Below are 15828 nucleotides of genomic sequence, written 5' to 3'. Positions count from 1 at the left end.
GGGCAGTGACAGCCGGGTGTCCCGGGTCACTCCACGCGAGGTGGAAACGCGCAGTTCGGGTCAGGCGATCTCGGCCCAGCCCTCGACCTCGGACGGCTTGCGCGGGCCCGGGCCCACGTACTTGGCGGACGGGCGGACGAGGCGGCCCGTGCGCTTCTGCTCCAGGATGTGCGCGGACCAGCCGGCGGTGCGGGCGCAGGTGAACATGGCGGGCATCATGTGCGGCGGGACCTGGGCGAAGTCGAGGATCACCGCCGCCCAGAACTCGACGTTGGTCTCGATGGCGCGGTCCGGGCGGCGTTCGCGCAGCTCCGCCAGGGCGGCCTGTTCGAGGGCGTCGGCGGCCTCGTAGCGGGTGGCGCCGAGTTCCCGGCACGTCCGCCGCAGCACGCGGGCCCGAGGGTCCTCCGCCCGGTACACGCGGTGGCCGAAGCCCATCAGGCGCTCGCCCCGGTCGAGGATGCCCTTGACGAACGCCTTCGCGTCGCCGGTGCGCTCGACCTCTTCGATCATCGGCAGCACGCGGGCGGGCGCGCCGCCGTGCAGGGGGCCGGACATGGCGCCGATCGCGCCGGACATGGACGCGGCGACGTCGGCGCCGGTGGAGGCGATGACGCGGGCGGTGAAGGTGGAGGCGTTCAGGCCGTGCTCGGCGGCCGACACCCAGTAGGCGTCCAGCGCCTTGACGTGCGCCGGGTCGGGCTCGCCGCGCCAGCGGGTGAGGAAGCGCTCGGTGATGGTGGTGCACTCGTCGATGCGGTGCTGCGGCACGGCGGGCCGGCCGATGCCCCGCGCGGACTGCGCCGCGTACGACAGGGCCATGACGGAGGCGCGGGCCAGCTGCTCGCGGGCCTGCTCGTCGGTGATGTCCAGCAGCGGCTGGTAGCCCCAGATCGGGGCGACCATGGCCAGCGCGGCCTGCACGTCCACCCGCACGTCGCCGGTGTGCACCGGGATGGGGAACGGTTCGGCGGGCGGCAGGCCGGGCCCGAAGCGGCCGTCGACCAGCAGCGCCCACACGTTGCCGAAGGTCACGTGACCGGCGAGGTCCTCGATGTCCACGCCGCGGTAGCGCAGCGCGCCGCCGTCGCGGTCCGGTTCGGCGATCTCGGTGCGGAAGGCGACCACGCCCTCCAGACCTGGCCGGAATCCGTCGTCCTCGGTCTGCACCACGCTGTGCGCTCCTTCTCGGCGGAAGTAAAGAGTTGGAGAAACCTTGCTCCCCTTCAGACCCGCAGGCAATCGCGGGTGCGCGTGTCGTCGGTCACGATCAAGGAACCGATTCAGAAGTCCGGTAGATCGTTAAGCCCTTGTTTCGGTTCGGCGGTGCGGCTGTTTCCCGTGGTAGACCACCGGCCATGCACCTGACACCGCACGAGCGGGACAAGCTGCTGGTCCACGTGGCGGCCGACGTCGCGCGCAGGCGGCTCGACCGCGGGGTGGTCCTGAACTACCCGGAAGCGGTCGCGCTCATCACCGACCACGTGCTCGAAGGCGCCCGCGACGGCCGGACGGTCAGCGAGCTGATGGACAGCGGCAGGCACGTCCTCACGCGCGACCAGGTCCTGGACGGCGTGCCGGAGATGATCGAGTCCGTGCAGGTCGAGGCGACCTTCCCGGACGGCACCAAGCTCGTGACCGTGCATGACCCGATCGTGTGAGGAGCAGCCCGTGGTCCCTGGCGAGATCGTCACCGGCGACGAGCCGGTCGAGCTGAACCCCGGTCGGCCGCGCACCACGCTCGTCGTGGTCAACGCGGCGGACCGCCCGGTGCAGGTCGGGTCGCACTACCACTTCGCCGCCGTCAACCCCGGGCTGGAGTTCGACCGGGAGGCCGCGTGGGGCAAGCGGCTGGACATCCCGGCGGGCACGGCGGTGCGGTTCGAGCCGGGCGTGGAGCGCGAGGTCGTGCTGGTGCCGCTGGCCGGGGCGCGGCGCGTGCCCGGGCTGCGGTCCGAGTGGGCGGGGGAGCTGGACCGGTGAACGAGATCAGCCGCCGCCGCTACGCGGAACTGCTGGGGCCGACGGTCGGCGACCGGATCAGGCTCGCCGACACCGACATCCTGATCGAGGTCACCGAGGACCGGTCGATGGGCCCGGCGGGCGCGGGCGACGAGGTGATCTTCGGCGGCGGGAAGGTGATCCGCGAGTCGATGGGCCAGGGCGTGGCCACCCGGGCGGAGGGCGCGCCGGACCTCGTGATCACGGGCGCGGTCGTGCTCGACCACTGGGGTGTGGTGAAGGCCGACGTGGGGGTCAGGGACGGGCGGATCGTCGGCATCGGCAAGGCGGGCAACCCGGACACCATGGACGGCGTGGACCCGGCGCTGGTGATCGGGCCGTCGACCGAGGTGCTCTCGGGCAACGGGAAGGTGCTCACCGCCGGCGGCATCGACTGCCACGTGCACTTCATCACGCCGGGGATCGTGGACGTCGCGGTCGCGTCCGGGCTGACGACGCTGATCGGCGGCGGGACGGGGCCGGCGGAGGGCACGAAGGCCACGACGGTGACGCCCGGCGCGTGGAACCTGGGCCGGATGCTCGCGTCGATGGACCACATGCCGGTGAACGTGCTGCTGCTCGGCAAGGGCAACACGACGCGGGAAGACGCCCTCAGGGAGCAGCTGGTCGGCGGTGCGGGTGGCTTCAAGCTGCACGAGGACTGGGGGACGACGCCGGCGGCGATCGACGCGTGCCTGCGGGTGGCCGACGAGTCCGGGGTGCAGGTCGCGATCCACACGGACACGTTGAACGAGGCCGGGTTCGTGGAGTCGACGCTGGAGGCCATCGCGGGCCGGTCGATCAACGCCTACCACTCCGAGGGCGCGGGCGGCGGGCACGCGCCGGACATCATCCAGGTGGTGTCCGAGCCGAACGTGCTGCCGTCCTCGACCAACCCCACGCGCCCGCACACGGTGAACACGCTGGAAGAGCACCTGGACATGTTGATGGTGTGCCACCACCTCAACCCGTCCGTGCCCGAGGACCTGGCGTTCGCGGAGAGCCGCATCCGGCCGACGACGATCGCGGCCGAGGACATCCTGCACGACCTGGGCGCGATCTCGATGATCAGCTCGGACTCGCAGGCGATGGGCCGGGTCGGCGAGGTCATCATCCGGACGTGGCAGACCGCGCACGTGATGCAGCGTCGGCGGGGGGAGATGCCGGACAACCTGCGCGCCCGCCGGTACGTGGCCAAGTACACGATCAACCCGGCCATCGCGCACGGCATCGACCACGAGGTCGGGTCGGTGGAGGTCGGCAAGCTGGCCGACCTGGTGCTGTGGGAGCCCAAGTTCTTCGGCGTGCGGCCGGCGGTGGTGCTCAAGGGCGGGTTCATCGCGCACGCCGCGATGGGTGACGCGAACGCGTCCATCCCGACCCCGCAGCCGATCTTCGCGCGGCCGATGTTCGGCGCCCACTCGGCAGCGCGCAGCAGCGTGCACTTCGTGTCGCAGCAGGCGGTCGACGCGGACCTGGCGGACATGCTGAGGCTGGCGCGCCCGTTGGTGGCGGTGGGGAACACGCGTGGCGTCACCAAGACCGACATGGTGCTCAACGACGCGATGCCGTCGGTGAAGGTGGACCCGGACAGCTTCGCCGTGCGGATCGACGGCGAGCTGGTGGAACCCGCGCCGGTGGCCGAGCTGCCGATGGCCCAGCGCTACTTCCTGTTCTGATGAACCTCGTGGCGCTGATGGTCGCGGACTCCCGGTTCCCGGGCGGCGGCCACGTGCACTCCGGCGGGCTGGAGGAGGCCGTCGCGCGCCGGCTGGTCACCGACGAGGCGTCGTTGGCGTCGTTCCTGATCGGGCGGCTGCGGACGGCGGGCGCGTTGGGCGCGGTGTTCGCGGCCGCCGCGACTCGCGGGCGGTACGAGGAGCTGGACGCCGAGCTCGACGCCCGCACGCCGTCGCCCGCCCAGCGCCACGCCTCGCGCGTGCAGGGACGGGGTATCGCGCGGGCGGCCCGGAAGGCGTGGCCGTCGGCGGCGTTGACCGAGCTGCTGCGGGTGACGCCGAGGCCGCACCACCCGGTGATCGTGGGCGTGCTGGTCGGCGAGCCGTTCGAGGCCGCGCAGGCCGTGGCCTACCACTCGGTGACGGGGCCGGCGACGGGCGCGATCCGGCTGCTCGGGCTGGACCCGTTCGGCGTGAACGCGGCGCTGGCCCGGTTGGCGACCGAGATCGACGCGGTCGCCGGGATGGCCGCCGAACACGCCGACACCCCGCCCGAGGACCTGCCCGCGCCGAGCGCGCCCGGCCTGGACCTCCTGGCCGAAGCCCACGACCGCCACCACTCGGAAGAGGTGCGTCTCTTTGTCAGCTGACCACGTGCACCCGGTGAACTTCGACCCCACCGACGCGGGCCACGACCCGCACCACCCGCACGACCACGAGCACCGGGCCGTGCGCCTCGGCATCGGCGGGCCGGTCGGCAGCGGCAAGACCGCGTTGACCGCGGCGCTGTGCCGGGCGTTGGGCGGCAGCGTGAACCTCGCCGTCGTGACGAACGACATCTACACGACCGAGGACGCCGACTTCCTGCGCGCCGCCGGTGTGCTGGACGTCGAGCGGATCGAGGCCGTGCAGACGGGCGCGTGCCCGCACACGGCGATCCGCGACGACATCACGGCCAACCTGGACGCCGTGGAACTGCTGGAGCACCGGATCCACGGTCTGGAGCTGGTGATCATCGAGAGCGGCGGTGACAACCTGACCGCCGTGTTCAGCCGCGGCCTGGTGGACCGGCAGATCTTCGTGGTGGACGTGGCGGGCGGCGACAAGGTGCCTCGCAAGGGCGGCCCCGGCGTGACCACCGCGGACCTGCTGGTGATCAACAAGACGGACCTCGCGCCGATGGTGGGCGCCGACCTCGGTGTCATGACGGCCGACGCCCACCGGATGCGCGGCGAGCTACCGGTGATCTCCCAGTCCCTTGTGGACACACCGGACGCACCCGCGGTGGCCGAGTGGGTGCGCGCTCAGCTCCGCACGCTCGCGGCGGTCAGTTGATTCCCGAACGGGCTGACGTCGCCCGCGCAGCCGGACTGGTCGGTCATCGGCAGGTACAGCGGCACGGTCTCGTCCGGCGGGAACACGCGGATCCCCCACACGGGCGTCTTGCGGCACACGTCCGGGTCGAAGTTGTCGACTTGGGCGAAGCCGACGTCCGAGCGGACCGCCGTGCCGTGCGGCAGGGTGAGCAGCGGCCCGCGTTCGCCGACGCGGACGGCGGCGGCGCCGACCTGGTTGCCATTACCGTCCACATAGGACACACCTGGGAAGCCGCGCAGCACGCACGGGTGCAGGCCCCGGTTGGTGAACACGACCTCCCGGTACACCGTGCCCGCCGCGCCTCCCTCGCGGCCGAAACCGATGGTCAGGTCCGCCGACCGGCACGTGGCGGTCGCCGCTTCCTGCGCGACGGCGGTTCCCCCGGTGACGACCATCGCCGCGATGGCGGCGGTTATTGCGATCAATCTCCTCATCACGATCTCCCCCGAGACGCGTGGGTGGGAGTTCCACCCGACCAGAGGACGTGTCGGGGGTCACAGGGGTTGCTCCGGTGAGGGCGCGGGCTCACCTGGTCGTGGCCCTCGACCCGAACGGGCGCACCGTCGTGCGCGACATGCGGTCGATGGCGCCGCTGCGCCTGGTGACGCGCCGGCGACCGGACGACGAGGTGGCGTTGGTGCACCTCGTCAGCGCGGTCACCGCGCCGTTGGGCGGCGACGACCTGGAATTGCGCGTCACGGTCGAGGAAGGCGCGTCGCTGGAGCTGCGCGGGGTGGCCGCGACGCTGGCGCTGCCCGGCCAGCACCCCGGCGGCAGCCGAGCGCTGGTCGACGTGGAACTGGCCGACGGCGCGACGTTGGCGTACCTGCCGGAACCGACCGTCGTCACCGCGCGTGCGTGCCACGACACCGTGTTCCGCGCGCGGATGGGGGAAGGCGCTCGGCTGCGTGCGCGGGACGTCATCGTGCTCGGTCGGTCGAACGAGCGGTCGGGCACGCTCACCACGACGCTCGACGTCCGGCGCGCCGGCCCGGTGATCAAGCAGACGTCCCGGTTGGGAACGCCCGAAGTGGACGCGAGCCCGGCCGGCCTGGCGGGCCGCCGGGTGTTCGGCACCGAGCTGCTGTGCTGGGACGACGACCTGCCGGGAGCGGTTTCAGAGGACTGGTGGTCGCTCGTGCCGCTGGCGCGCGGCGGCAGCCTGAGCACCGCCGTGGCCCACGACGCGGTGACCGTCGAACGCGCGCTCGACGAGGCGCGGTCCAGGCACCCCGGGTCGAGCGGCTCTCTGACTCGATCTCGTACTCGATTCCGAGGCGCGGGTCACACCGAAAGTCACGGATCGGGTGGCGGTCATCACCGTGCGGGCGGTTTCGCCGTGGGCGGGAAACCCGTACGGTCGCTGGATCGCTAGGTGCCACAAGTGCCTTGGCCAGGACGAATTACGCTCCGGGAGGTCGGGATGTCGGAGACGACGAACATCGCGTTGCCGTCGATGCGCGTGTCCTACGAACAAGGCTCGCTCACAGAGAGCGACCTCGCGGCCAGTTGGCACGAGCAGTTGCAGCTGTGGCTGGACCAGGCGGCGGGCGCGGGCCTGCCCGAGCCGAACGCGATGGTCCTGGCGACCGCCGACACCGAGGGCCGCCCGTCCTCGCGGACCGTGCTGGCGAAGGGCCTGGACGAGCGCGGCCTGGTGTTCTTCACCAACTACACGTCGGCGAAGAGCCACGACCTGATGGCCACCCGGTACGCGTCGGCCACGTTCCCGTGGTTCGCGATGCAGCGGCAGGCGCACGTGCGCGGCACCGTCGAGAAGGTCGGTCCCGCCGAGACCGCGAGCTACTGGGAGAGCCGCCCGCGCGGCTCGCAGCTGGGCGCCTGGGCGTCGCCGCAGTCCCGCGTCGTCACCGGACGCTCCACTTTGGAGAGCGCGCTGAACAAGGTCGAGCGGCAGTTCGCCGACGCCGACCGGGTACCCGTGCCGCCGCACTGGGGCGGCTGGCGCATCCGGCCCGAGGAGGTCGAGTTCTGGCAGGGCCGCCGCGACCGGATGCACGACCGCCTCCGCTTCCGCCTCGGGCGTGACGGCTGGGAAGTGCAGCGCATCGCGCCCTAGCCACGGCGCAGCAGGATGACGTGATCGGCCTCCGCCACCACTCGATGCGTGGCGGAGGCCGTTCTCATGAGTAGGGCCTCGTCCTCGGCCCCGACGGGCCGGGACACGACCAGCCACTCGGCGTCGCCGGGGAACAAGGACACCCGGCAGCGGCCGGTGAGGTGCGGCGCGAGGCGGTTCGACGCGGCGACGTCGGCGTCGTCGGGGATCATCGCCAGGACGTCGGCGGCTGTCGCCCGCTGGGCCTCGTCCCACGTCGGCTGGTGCGCGGGCCGGAGGAGCAGGGCGAGCGTGAACGCCGCCGTCACGGTCGCGCAGACCCACACCCGGCGCGGGTTCGCGGCCAGGAACGCGATGAACACCACGGGCATCAGCACGGCGCTGTAGTGGTGCTCGACGCCCCAGTACGCCGCGTTGCCCGAGGCGAACCGCCACGCCAGCGTGGGCAGCGCGACGACGATCAGCGGCGACCTCGCGGCCAGGAAACCGGTCGGGGCGAGCAGCGCGACCACGGTGAGCAGCCGCAGCCAGCCCAGGCCACTCGTCTCCGCCAGTTGCCCCCAGTACGGGTAGCCGCCCGCCGGGTTGACCGCCGGCAGCACCACGGCCACGACCACGGCGGACGCCGACACCCCGAACGCCGCCACCGCCCAGCCGTGCCGGACCCCGCGCCACACCAGGTAGAGGCCGATCGCGGCGACCGTCAGGCCGAGATCCTCCTTGACCAGGACGAGGGGCAGGGCCCAGGCGATCGCCGCGCGCCACCGTTCGCGGGCCAGGGCCTCCAGCGAGAACGCCAGCAGCGGCACGGCGAACGCCACCTCGTGGAAGTCGAACGCCACGGTGTTGTGCAGACCCCACGACAGCCCGTACGCCACGCCGACGACCACGCCGCGCCCACCGAGCCGGTCCACCGCGAACCTCGTCACCGGGATCGCCGACACGGCCAGCAGCAGGGCCTGCGCGACCAGCAACGTCTCCGCGCGCGGCGCGATCAGGTAGGCCGGGGCCAGCAGCGCGACGACGGGGTGGAAGTGGTCGCCGAGGAGCGGGAAGCCGGGCCCCTTGAGGTCGGCCGTCGGCCACCGCCCGGCGGCGTAGGAGCGGACCGCCTGCTCGAAGATGCCCAGGTCGAAACCGGTGGTCTGGAACGAGTGGTGGCGCACGAGCGCGTACGAGGCGTAGAGGACGGCCAGGCCGAGCGCGACGGCGTGCGCCGGTCGGACGGTGGTCCACGGTCGGGTGACGAGCACGGCCGCAGCGTCCGGCGGTCACGCTGAACCGGAGCTGAAACCGGCTGAAGGACCTTTCAGGCCAGCGGCAGGCGGACCACCACGACCGTGCCCCGGTCGCCGTCCTCGACCGCGACCGTGCCGCCGTGCGCCCGCACGCCTTCCCGCACGATCGCCAACCCGAGCCCGGCACCGCCGTCGTCGCGCGCACGGCCCTCGTCCAGCCGCACGAACGGCTCGAAGACCCGTTCGCGGTCGGCTTCGGGGATGCCCGGCCCGTCGTCCGCGACGCGCAGCACCGCCGTGCCGCCCTCGACCGCCACGGACACGTCGACCCGCGACGACGCGTGCCGTTCGGCGTTGTCGAGCAGGTTGCGCAGCACCCGTGCCAGGTGGGCGCGGTCGCCGAGCACCTCGACCGGTCCGGGCACGCCGGCCAGCGCGGCCAGGTCGACGCGCTCGGCGGGGGAGCGGTGTTCGAGGCGGGCGAGGAGCAGCAGGTCGGTGACGACAGCCTGCATCCGGTCGAGGTCCAGCACGGTGTTCTCGGCGGTGCGCCGCCAGTCGACCCGGTCGGGGTGGGCGAGGAGCACTTCGAGCTGGGTGCGGGCCGAGGCGAGCGGGGTGCGCAGCTCGTGCGAGGCGTCCGAGGTGAACCGCCGCTGCCGGTCGAGCGCGGAGTCGAGCCGGACGAGCGCGTCACCGGTGGTGGTCGCGAGCCACGCCAGCACGCCGATCAGCAGCGCGGCGGCCGGCACCGCGGTCCGGAACAGCTCCCGGACGCCGTCCACGGCGGTCCGGTCCGCGTCGCCGATCGGCGCGGCCACGCGGACGTAGTACCGCTCGGTGGTGACCGTGGCGACCTGGACCTCCAACACGTCGCTGTCGCGCCGCAGGCTCGGCGCGACGCAGTCGTGCAGGTCGGGGTCCACGTGGATCTTGGCGGTGTGCTGCCGCACGATCCGCGACGGGCCCGACAGGCTGCCGAGTTCGTGGGGGTACTTCGTCGGTGGGCAGCTCGCGACCACCCGGTGCTCCAGGTCGACCACCTCGAACGGCCCGAGGGCGGCGCCCGTCGACCGCACCGCCGCGAGGTCGCCGGTCGTCACGAGCAGCTTGGCCAGCCGGTCCGCGGCCTCGTTCGCGCGTGCGTCGGCGTCGCCGATGATCTGCCGCTCGACCTGGAGCTCCATCTGCTCGACCAGCCACGACGCGCCGGCCGCCAGCAGCGCGCCGGAGACCACGGCGGCGGCCACCGCGATCCGGACCCTATCCACGGCCCACCACGTACCCCGCGCCGCGGACCGTGCGGATGACGTCACGGCCCAGCTTGCGCCTGATCGAGCTGACGTAGACCTCGACCAGGTTCGGGTCCGGCGAGGACGCGAAGTCCCACAGCCCGTCCAGCAGCTCGGCCTTGCTCACCACCTCGCCCGGCCGGGACAGCAGGAACCACAGGACGCTGAACTCCTTGACCGACAACGGCACCGGCACGCCGCCCGACCGGCACACCCGCGTGCCCTGGTCCAGCTCGACGTCACCGACCCGCAGCACGCTCGGCCGGGACGACCCGCCACGCCGGATCAGCGCCCGCAACCGGGCCAGGAAGACGACGTAGGAGAACGGCTTGGACAGGAAGTCGTCGGCGCCGGTGTCCAGCGCCTCGGCCTCGTCCAGCTCGCCGTCCTTGGCGGTGAGCATGAGGATGGGCGTCGAGTTGCCCGCCGTGCGTAATCGGCGGCAGACGCGGTAGCCGTTCAAGCCGGGCAGCAGGATGTCCAGCACGATCGCCGCGTACGGGTGCTCGGACGCCATCCACAGCCCGTCCGTGCCGTTGAACGCGAGGTCGACCGCGTACCCCTCGCCCTCCAGGCCGGCTTTCAGTGACTCGGCCAACCGGACCTCGTCCTCGACCACGAGCAGTCGCACGCCGTTCACCTTACGGACGGTGTGCCACGTCTCGGTGGGGAACTTGTTAGTTGCCGTACGCTAACGACCGTGCGGAGAGTGCTGGGGAAGATCGCCATCGACACGAGACCGCTGAAGATCGTCGCGTTCCGGCGGTTGTGGCTCTCCACCGTCGTCACGGCCGTCGGCAGCCAGTTGACCGCGGTGGCCGTGCCGAAGCAGGTGTACGACCTCACCGGGTCGTCGGGCTGGGTCGGTGTGTCGGCCGGTGTGGCGTTGGTGCCGTTGCTGGTCTTCGGCCTGTACGGCGGCGCGATCGCGGACGTGGTGGACCGGCGCAAGCTGCTGGTCGTGACCAACACCGGCATCGCGGTGACGTCCGTGCTGCTGTGGGCGCAGGCCGCGCTGCACGTGGACTCGGTGTGGCTGGTGATCGCCCTCCTCGGCCTGCAGCAGGTGTTCTTCGCCGTGAACGCCCCCGCCCGCACCGCGTCGATCGCCCGCCTGGTGCCCGCCGACCAGATCCCGGCCGCCACCGCGCTCGGCGCGACCGTGATGATGTTCGGCGGCGTCTTCGGCCCGCTGCTCGCCGGCGCGCTCATGCCGGTGGTCGGCCTGTCGACGTTGTACCTGGCCGACGCGATCGCGTTGACGCTGACGATCTGGGCGGTCTGGAAGCTGCCGCCGCTCCCGCCGCTGAGCGGCACGTCGAGGCGCGCCGGCGTGCGGGACGTGGTCGACGGGTTCCGGTACCTGGCGCTGCAGAAGATCCTGCTGGCGAGCTTCCTGCTGGACATCATCGCGATGGTGTTCGGCATGCCGCGTGCGTTGTTCCCGGAGATGGCGGAGAACACGTTCGGCGACCCGGCCGGCGGCGGGTTGGCGCTGGGCCTGCTGTTCGCCGCCATGCCGTTGGGCGCGATGCTGTTCGGCCTCACGTCCGGGTGGACGTCGCGCGTGCACCGGCACGGCATGGGCGTCGTGTACGCGGTCGTCGCGTGGGGTGTGGCGATGGTCGGCTTCGGCCTGTCGCACGCCCTGTGGCTCGCCGTGGTGTTCCTGGCCGTCGGCGGCGCGGCGGACATGGTGAGCATGGTGTTCCGCAGCGCGATCCTCCAGACGGCGGCGCCGGACGAGATGCGCGGCCGGATGCAGGGCGTGTTCATCGTGGTGGTGGCGGGCGGGCCCCGGTTGGCCGACCTCCTGCACGGCACCACGGGCGCCCTGATCGGTCCGGGCACCGCCACCGCGCTCGGCGGTGTGCTCGTCGTGGTCGCGACGGCGTTGTCGGTGCTCGCCATCCCGGCGATCCGCCGCTACCGCTTCGTGCCCGCCGTCGCTTCCGGGGACGCCCCTAGGTGATGCCCCTGACCTGCGGAAACGCTGAGAACGTCCTCAGTTTCCGGAGGTTAGCGTCCCTCGGCATGAGAGCTGCCGTGCACACCAGGTTCGGTCCGCCGGACGTGGTCCGGGTCGTGGAGTCGGCCGTTCCCACCCTCGGTGCGAACGACGTCCTGATCAAGGTGCACGCGACGACGGTGACGTCGGCGGAGTCCGCGATGCGGCGCGGTGAACCGCGGTGGGGACGGGTGGTCATCGGTTTGCGCCGGCCGCGCCGGAAGCTGCGGACCCTGGGGACGGAGGTCGCCGGGGTCGTCACGGAGGTCGGTTCGGACGTGCGGCGGTTCGCGCCGGGTGACGAGGTCTTCGGGTTCACCGGCTTCGGCGCCGGCGGGCACGCCGAGTACGTGCGGATGCCCGCCGACGGGTCGTTGGCGCCCAAGCCGGTCGGCCGGACGTTCGCCGAAGCGGCCGCCGCCGTCGACGGGGCCACGACGGCGTTGTACTTCCTGCGCGACAAGGTGGGCGTGCGCGCGGGGCAGCGGGTGCTGGTCAACGGCGCGTCAGGCAGCATCGGCACGTACGCGGTGCAGCTGGCGAAGCTGTTCGGGGCGGAGGTCGTCGGCGTCTGCGGTCCGGGCAACGTCGAGCTGGTGAAGTCCCTCGGGGCGGACGAGGTCATCGACTACACGACACGCGACTTCACGGCCGATGTGGACGCCTACGACGTCGTGTTCGACACGGTCGGCAAGAGTTCGTTCGCACGGTCGCGGCGGGCGTTGCGGGCCGGTGGGAAGTACGTGCCGACCACCGGTCTCGGCAACGTGCCGCTGGGGTTGTGGACGTCGTTGCGCGGGGGCAAGAAGGTCGTGTTCGGCATGTCGGTGCGCAAGAACGCCGGGTTGCTGGTCGTCAAGGACCTGCTGGAGGACGGCCGGCTGCGGATCGTCGTGGACCGGACCTACCCGCTGGAGCGGATCGCCGAGGCCCACCGGTACGTGGATTCCGGGCACAAGCGGGGCAACGTGGTGATCACCGTGGTGGACTAGCGGGGTGATCACGTACGACCGCCGGGCGTTCGCCCAGGCGTTCCTCGACGCCCACCCGGACGCCAAGCACGGCTACTACTACAGCGAGCCGTACAACGACGCCCTTCGGCAGCACCGGCAACGGCTGCTGGACGGCTTGCAGGAGCTGTTCGGCCTCAAGTTGGAGCCAAACGGGGTGCCCAACGGGCAGGCGGCGCTGTTCATGCTCTTCCGCGCCACGGCGTCGTCCTGCGTCAAGATCACGGGTCCGGGCGAGGGGTTCGGGGAAGCCGGGTTGATCTACCGGCAGTTGGCCGAGACCAGCGCGCAGCAGCACGTCCTCGGCGGTCTGGAGCGGATCACCGCGTGCAACAGCCGGTCGCGCGATGCCCACCTCGACGTCATGGAGTCGCTGATCGAGGTGTTCCTGGGCGACCGGGCCGGCGTCACGTGCACGTCGGCGGACCTGGCCGCCATCGGCGTGGACGACACCGCCGTCCCGAAGAGCTCGGACTACGACCTGTGGGAGGACTACTGACCCCGCAGGACTGCTGGGCCCTGCACGAACCGCGCCCATGAGGCCGCCGGGACGGTGATGGTGGCCGCGGGGTTCTTCGAGTCCCGCGCCGCCACCCGCGTCCCGACGCGGGCGACCTCGACGCAGTTCGCGGTGCCGGCACTGCGGGAACTCTTGCGCCACAACGTCATGCGCTCATCGTGTCACGCGAGGCCCTTCAAGTAGTCCAGCGTCTCCTCCGCGGTGTAGGCCAGCCGCCGGAGCGCCGCCCAGGTGGCGTCGAACACCGCGATCTGGTCCTCCCGGTCGAGGAACAGGCTCGCCACCTTGTTCTCCAGCAGCACCAGGCTCGGATCGCCGTCGTACTCCAGGATCACGAACGGTCCGCTGAGGCCGCCGTGCGGTCCGGCGTCGGTCGGCACCACTCGCACGGTGATGGTGGGGCGTTCGGCGGCGTCGACGAGGTGGCGGAGCTGGCGGCGGCGCGCTCCCTGGTCGTGGAACGGCCGTTCGAGCACGCTCTGCTCGATGAGCGCGCTCAGCCGGAGCGGAGTGCCGCGGCTGAGCAGGCCTTGCCGTGCCATCCGACTGGCGACCATGGCGTCCACCTGCGCGTCGGTCAGGGCGTGGCCGGTGGCGGCGATGATCGAGCGGGCGTACTCGGGGGTTTGCAGCGGGCCGGGGATCACCAGGGGCTCGTAGTAGCGGACGGAGCCGGCCTCATCCTCGAAGTCGACCCACGTCTGCCAGTCCTCGGGCAGGTTCGGGTTGTTCCGGCGCGACAGGCCGCGTTGTTCGGCGCGGCGGGCCAGGTCCAGGAGTTCGGCGCGTTGCCTGCGCCCCACCTGGTAGAAGTCGAGCAGCTTCGCCAGGTCGTCCGGGTACACGCCCATCCCGGACGTCTCGATGCGGCTGATCTTGCTGCCGGACATGCCGACCGCCTCGCCCACGGCGTCTGTGCTGACGCCGGCGGCGCCGCGCAGCTTCTTGAGGGTGTGCGCGAGTCGGCGGGAGCGGATCGACGTTCCGGCGCGGCGTGCCATGAGGGCGAACGTAGGGCGCTGCGGATCGCATCGCAACGATGCTCACCGAAACGAGTCAGTGCGATAAGAAAGGAAGCGCTGCGAATCGCCTCGACCCAGTGCGGGATGGCGTGCCGGCAGGCGAGGGAGCGTGGCGGCGTCGACCGCGGGCCGCCGTCCGAACCCGAATATCAAGACTTGCCCAAGGTGTGCCGATTCGACTATCCGGGCCCAGTGTGATCCGGCACACTCACACGGCATGGCGGAAGCGACGAGCGCACCGGCGCAACCGGAACTGAAACGGGCCATCGGCCCGAAGTTGCTGCTGTTCTTCGTGGTCGGTGACATCCTCGGCACCGGCATCTACGCCCTCACGGGCAACGTCGCGGGCAAGATCGGCGGGGCGCTGTGGCTGCCCTTCCTGGTCGCGTTCGTGGTGGCGTTCCTGACCGCGTTCAGCTACCTCGAACTCGTCGGCAAGTACCCCAGGGCGGCCGGCGCGGCGCTGTACACCAACCGCGCGTTCAAGATCCAGTTCCTCACCTTCATGGTGGCGTTCGCGGTGATGAGCTCAGGCATCACGTCGGCGTCCTCCGCCGCGCTCGCGTTCGGGCGCACGTACCTCCAGTCCGTCATCAAGGAGTTCTTCTCCGACACGTTCACCGTGTCCGCGACGCTGGTCGCGATCCTGTTCATCATCGGGCTGGCGCTGATCAACTTCCGCGGCGTCTCGGAGTCGGTCAAGGCGAACGTCGTCCTGACCTGCATCGAGCTGTCCGGCCTGGTGATCATCATCGCGATCGGCCTCTACGCGGTGCTGGCGGGCGACGGCGACCCGAGCCGGTTGACGCAGATCGACACGGCGCCGGGCCAGAGCGCGCTCGTCGCGGTCACGTCCGCCACCGCGTTGGCGTTCTTCGCGATGGTCGGGTTCGAGGACTCGGTGAACATGGCCGAGGAGACGCAGAACCCGACCCGCATCTTCCCGCGCGCGATGCTGTGGGGCATGGTGATCGCGGCGATCATCTACGTGCTGGTCGCGATCACGTCGTCGCTGCTCATCCCGGCCGACGAGCTGTCGAAGGCCGGCTCCTCGGCGCTGCTGAAGGTCGTCACGGTCGGCGCGCCCGGCTTCCCGCTGTGGATCTTCTCGCTGATCGGCCTGTTCGCCGTCATCAACTCGGCGCTGATCAACATGCTGATGGCCAGCCGGCTCATCTACGGCATGTCGAACGAGCGGATCATCCCGAAGGTGTTCGGCACCGTCCACCCGTTCCGCCGCACGCCGTGGATCTCGATCGTCTTCACGTCGGGCGTCGCGATCATCCTGGTGTCGACCACGGACATCGCCAAGCTCGGCGGCACGACGGCGTTGCTGCTGCTGGTCGTCTTCACCATCGTCAACATCGCGGTCCTGGTGCTGCGCAAGGAGAAGGTCGACCACCAGCACTTCCGCGCGCCGACGTGGGTGCCGGTGCTCGGCGCGCTCACGTGCGCCTACCTGGCGAGCCCGCTGTCGGGCCGCGCGTCGGCGGACTACGAGATCGCGTTGTACCTGCTCGCGGCCGGCGTGGTCCTGTGGCTCATCAACCGCCTGGTGCACGGCAAGGTCACGTTCGACCCGGAGAAGCTGTCCAAGTGAC

Annotated in this window: 18 protein-coding genes; 11 read left to right on the top strand and 7 right to left on the bottom strand. The window is 71.5% G+C overall.

What is annotated here, in order from left to right; all coding sequences use genetic code 11:
- Positions 1-60: 60 nt before the first annotated feature.
- The gene (locus tag ADK67_RS23310) at positions 61-1173 is read right to left on the bottom strand and encodes a citrate synthase 2 (RefSeq protein ID WP_053718610.1); all 1113 of its coding nucleotides are present in this window, start codon (positions 1171-1173) and stop codon (positions 61-63) included.
- A 185-nt stretch (positions 1174-1358) separates the two neighbouring features.
- On the opposite strand from ADK67_RS23310, the gene ADK67_RS23305 reads away from it, so the two are divergent.
- The 5 genes from ADK67_RS23305 to ureG are packed head-to-tail and all read left to right on the top strand — an operon-like array spanning position 1359 to position 5015.
- Complete coding sequence (locus ADK67_RS23305) at positions 1359-1661, top strand: urease subunit gamma (protein WP_053718609.1); 303 nt, start codon at positions 1359-1361, stop codon at positions 1659-1661.
- 10 nt (positions 1662-1671) lie between these two features.
- Entirely contained in the window at positions 1672-1983 is a 312-nt protein-coding gene (locus ADK67_RS23300; RefSeq protein ID WP_053718608.1) for an urease subunit beta, read from the top strand.
- Positions 1980-3680 carry an urease subunit alpha gene (locus tag ADK67_RS23295; protein ID WP_053718607.1) on the top strand — a complete coding sequence of 567 codons (1701 nt, stop codon included), beginning with the start codon at positions 1980-1982 and terminating at the stop codon, positions 3678-3680. The genes ADK67_RS23300 and ADK67_RS23295 overlap by 4 nt, the downstream gene beginning before the upstream one ends.
- Complete coding sequence (locus ADK67_RS23290) at positions 3680-4330, top strand: urease accessory protein UreF (RefSeq protein ID WP_053718606.1); 651 nt, start codon at positions 3680-3682, stop codon at positions 4328-4330. Before ADK67_RS23295 ends, ADK67_RS23290 begins: the two co-directional genes overlap by 1 nt.
- A 4-nt stretch (positions 4331-4334) precedes the next feature.
- Positions 4335-5015: an urease accessory protein UreG gene (gene ureG, locus ADK67_RS23285; RefSeq protein ID WP_053718605.1), complete on the top strand. Its 681-nt coding sequence runs from the start codon at positions 4335-4337 to the stop codon at positions 5013-5015.
- Here ureG and ADK67_RS23280 read toward each other — a convergent pair.
- On the bottom strand, positions 4985-5491 hold the full coding sequence (locus tag ADK67_RS23280; protein ID WP_082403707.1) for a DUF4232 domain-containing protein: 507 nt from the start codon (positions 5489-5491) through the stop codon (positions 4985-4987). The genes ureG and ADK67_RS23280 overlap by 31 nt on opposite strands.
- A gap of 77 nt (positions 5492-5568) precedes the next feature.
- Between ADK67_RS23280 and ADK67_RS23275 the strand changes: the two genes are divergently transcribed.
- Positions 5569-6432 carry an urease accessory protein UreD gene (locus ADK67_RS23275; RefSeq protein WP_063797700.1) on the top strand — a complete coding sequence of 288 codons (864 nt, stop codon included), beginning with the start codon at positions 5569-5571 and terminating at the stop codon, positions 6430-6432.
- A gap of 48 nt (positions 6433-6480) precedes the next feature.
- Positions 6481-7137, top strand: coding sequence for a pyridoxamine 5'-phosphate oxidase (pdxH, locus tag ADK67_RS23270; protein WP_053718603.1), 657 nt, complete (start codon positions 6481-6483; stop codon positions 7135-7137).
- Here pdxH and ADK67_RS23265 read toward each other — a convergent pair.
- The 3 genes from ADK67_RS23265 to ADK67_RS23255 are packed head-to-tail and all read right to left on the bottom strand — an operon-like array spanning position 7134 to position 10298.
- Positions 7134-8390, bottom strand: coding sequence for a DUF2079 domain-containing protein (locus ADK67_RS23265; protein WP_053718602.1), 1257 nt, complete (start codon positions 8388-8390; stop codon positions 7134-7136). The two genes, pdxH and ADK67_RS23265, sit on opposite strands and share 4 nt — an antisense overlap.
- Positions 8391-8446: 56 nt before the next feature.
- The gene (locus ADK67_RS49250) at positions 8447-9646 is read right to left on the bottom strand and encodes a sensor histidine kinase (RefSeq protein ID WP_231648324.1); all 1200 of its coding nucleotides are present in this window, start codon (positions 9644-9646) and stop codon (positions 8447-8449) included.
- Positions 9639-10298: a response regulator transcription factor gene (locus tag ADK67_RS23255; RefSeq protein WP_053718683.1), complete on the bottom strand. Its 660-nt coding sequence runs from the start codon at positions 10296-10298 to the stop codon at positions 9639-9641. The genes ADK67_RS49250 and ADK67_RS23255 overlap by 8 nt, the downstream gene beginning before the upstream one ends.
- A gap of 69 nt (positions 10299-10367) precedes the next feature.
- Between ADK67_RS23255 and ADK67_RS23250 the strand changes: the two genes are divergently transcribed.
- The 3 genes from ADK67_RS23250 to ADK67_RS23240 all read left to right on the top strand — a co-directional run bounded on the left by ADK67_RS23250 (position 10368) and on the right by ADK67_RS23240 (position 13184).
- Positions 10368-11639, top strand: coding sequence for an MFS transporter (locus tag ADK67_RS23250; protein ID WP_082403706.1), 1272 nt, complete (start codon positions 10368-10370; stop codon positions 11637-11639).
- Positions 11640-11701: 62 nt separating this feature from the next.
- Positions 11702-12667, top strand: coding sequence for an NAD(P)-dependent alcohol dehydrogenase (locus tag ADK67_RS23245; protein ID WP_053718599.1), 966 nt, complete (start codon positions 11702-11704; stop codon positions 12665-12667).
- Positions 12668-12671: 4 nt separating this feature from the next.
- The gene (locus ADK67_RS23240) at positions 12672-13184 is read left to right on the top strand and encodes a hypothetical protein (RefSeq protein ID WP_053718598.1); all 513 of its coding nucleotides are present in this window, start codon (positions 12672-12674) and stop codon (positions 13182-13184) included.
- Here the strand turns inward: ADK67_RS23240 and ADK67_RS49245 are convergent.
- Entirely contained in the window at positions 13178-13354 is a 177-nt protein-coding gene (locus ADK67_RS49245; protein ID WP_082403705.1) for a DUF397 domain-containing protein, read from the bottom strand. The genes ADK67_RS23240 and ADK67_RS49245 overlap by 7 nt on opposite strands.
- Before the next feature lie 12 nt (positions 13355-13366).
- Positions 13367-14206: a helix-turn-helix domain-containing protein gene (locus ADK67_RS23235; RefSeq protein ID WP_053718597.1), complete on the bottom strand. Its 840-nt coding sequence runs from the start codon at positions 14204-14206 to the stop codon at positions 13367-13369.
- Positions 14207-14444: 238 nt separating this feature from the next.
- Here ADK67_RS23235 and ADK67_RS23230 point away from each other — a divergent pair, with 238 nt between their 5' ends.
- Positions 14445-15827, top strand: a complete 1383-nt coding sequence (locus ADK67_RS23230) for an APC family permease (RefSeq protein ID WP_053718596.1) — start codon at positions 14445-14447, stop codon at positions 15825-15827.
- Position 15828 lies beyond the last annotated feature (1 nt).

Source organism: Saccharothrix sp. NRRL B-16348, assembly GCF_001280085.1.
GTDB lineage: Bacteria > Actinomycetota > Actinomycetes > Mycobacteriales > Pseudonocardiaceae > Actinosynnema.
Note: the sequence above shows the minus strand (reverse complement) of the source record. Positions and strands in the feature narration are given on the sequence as shown.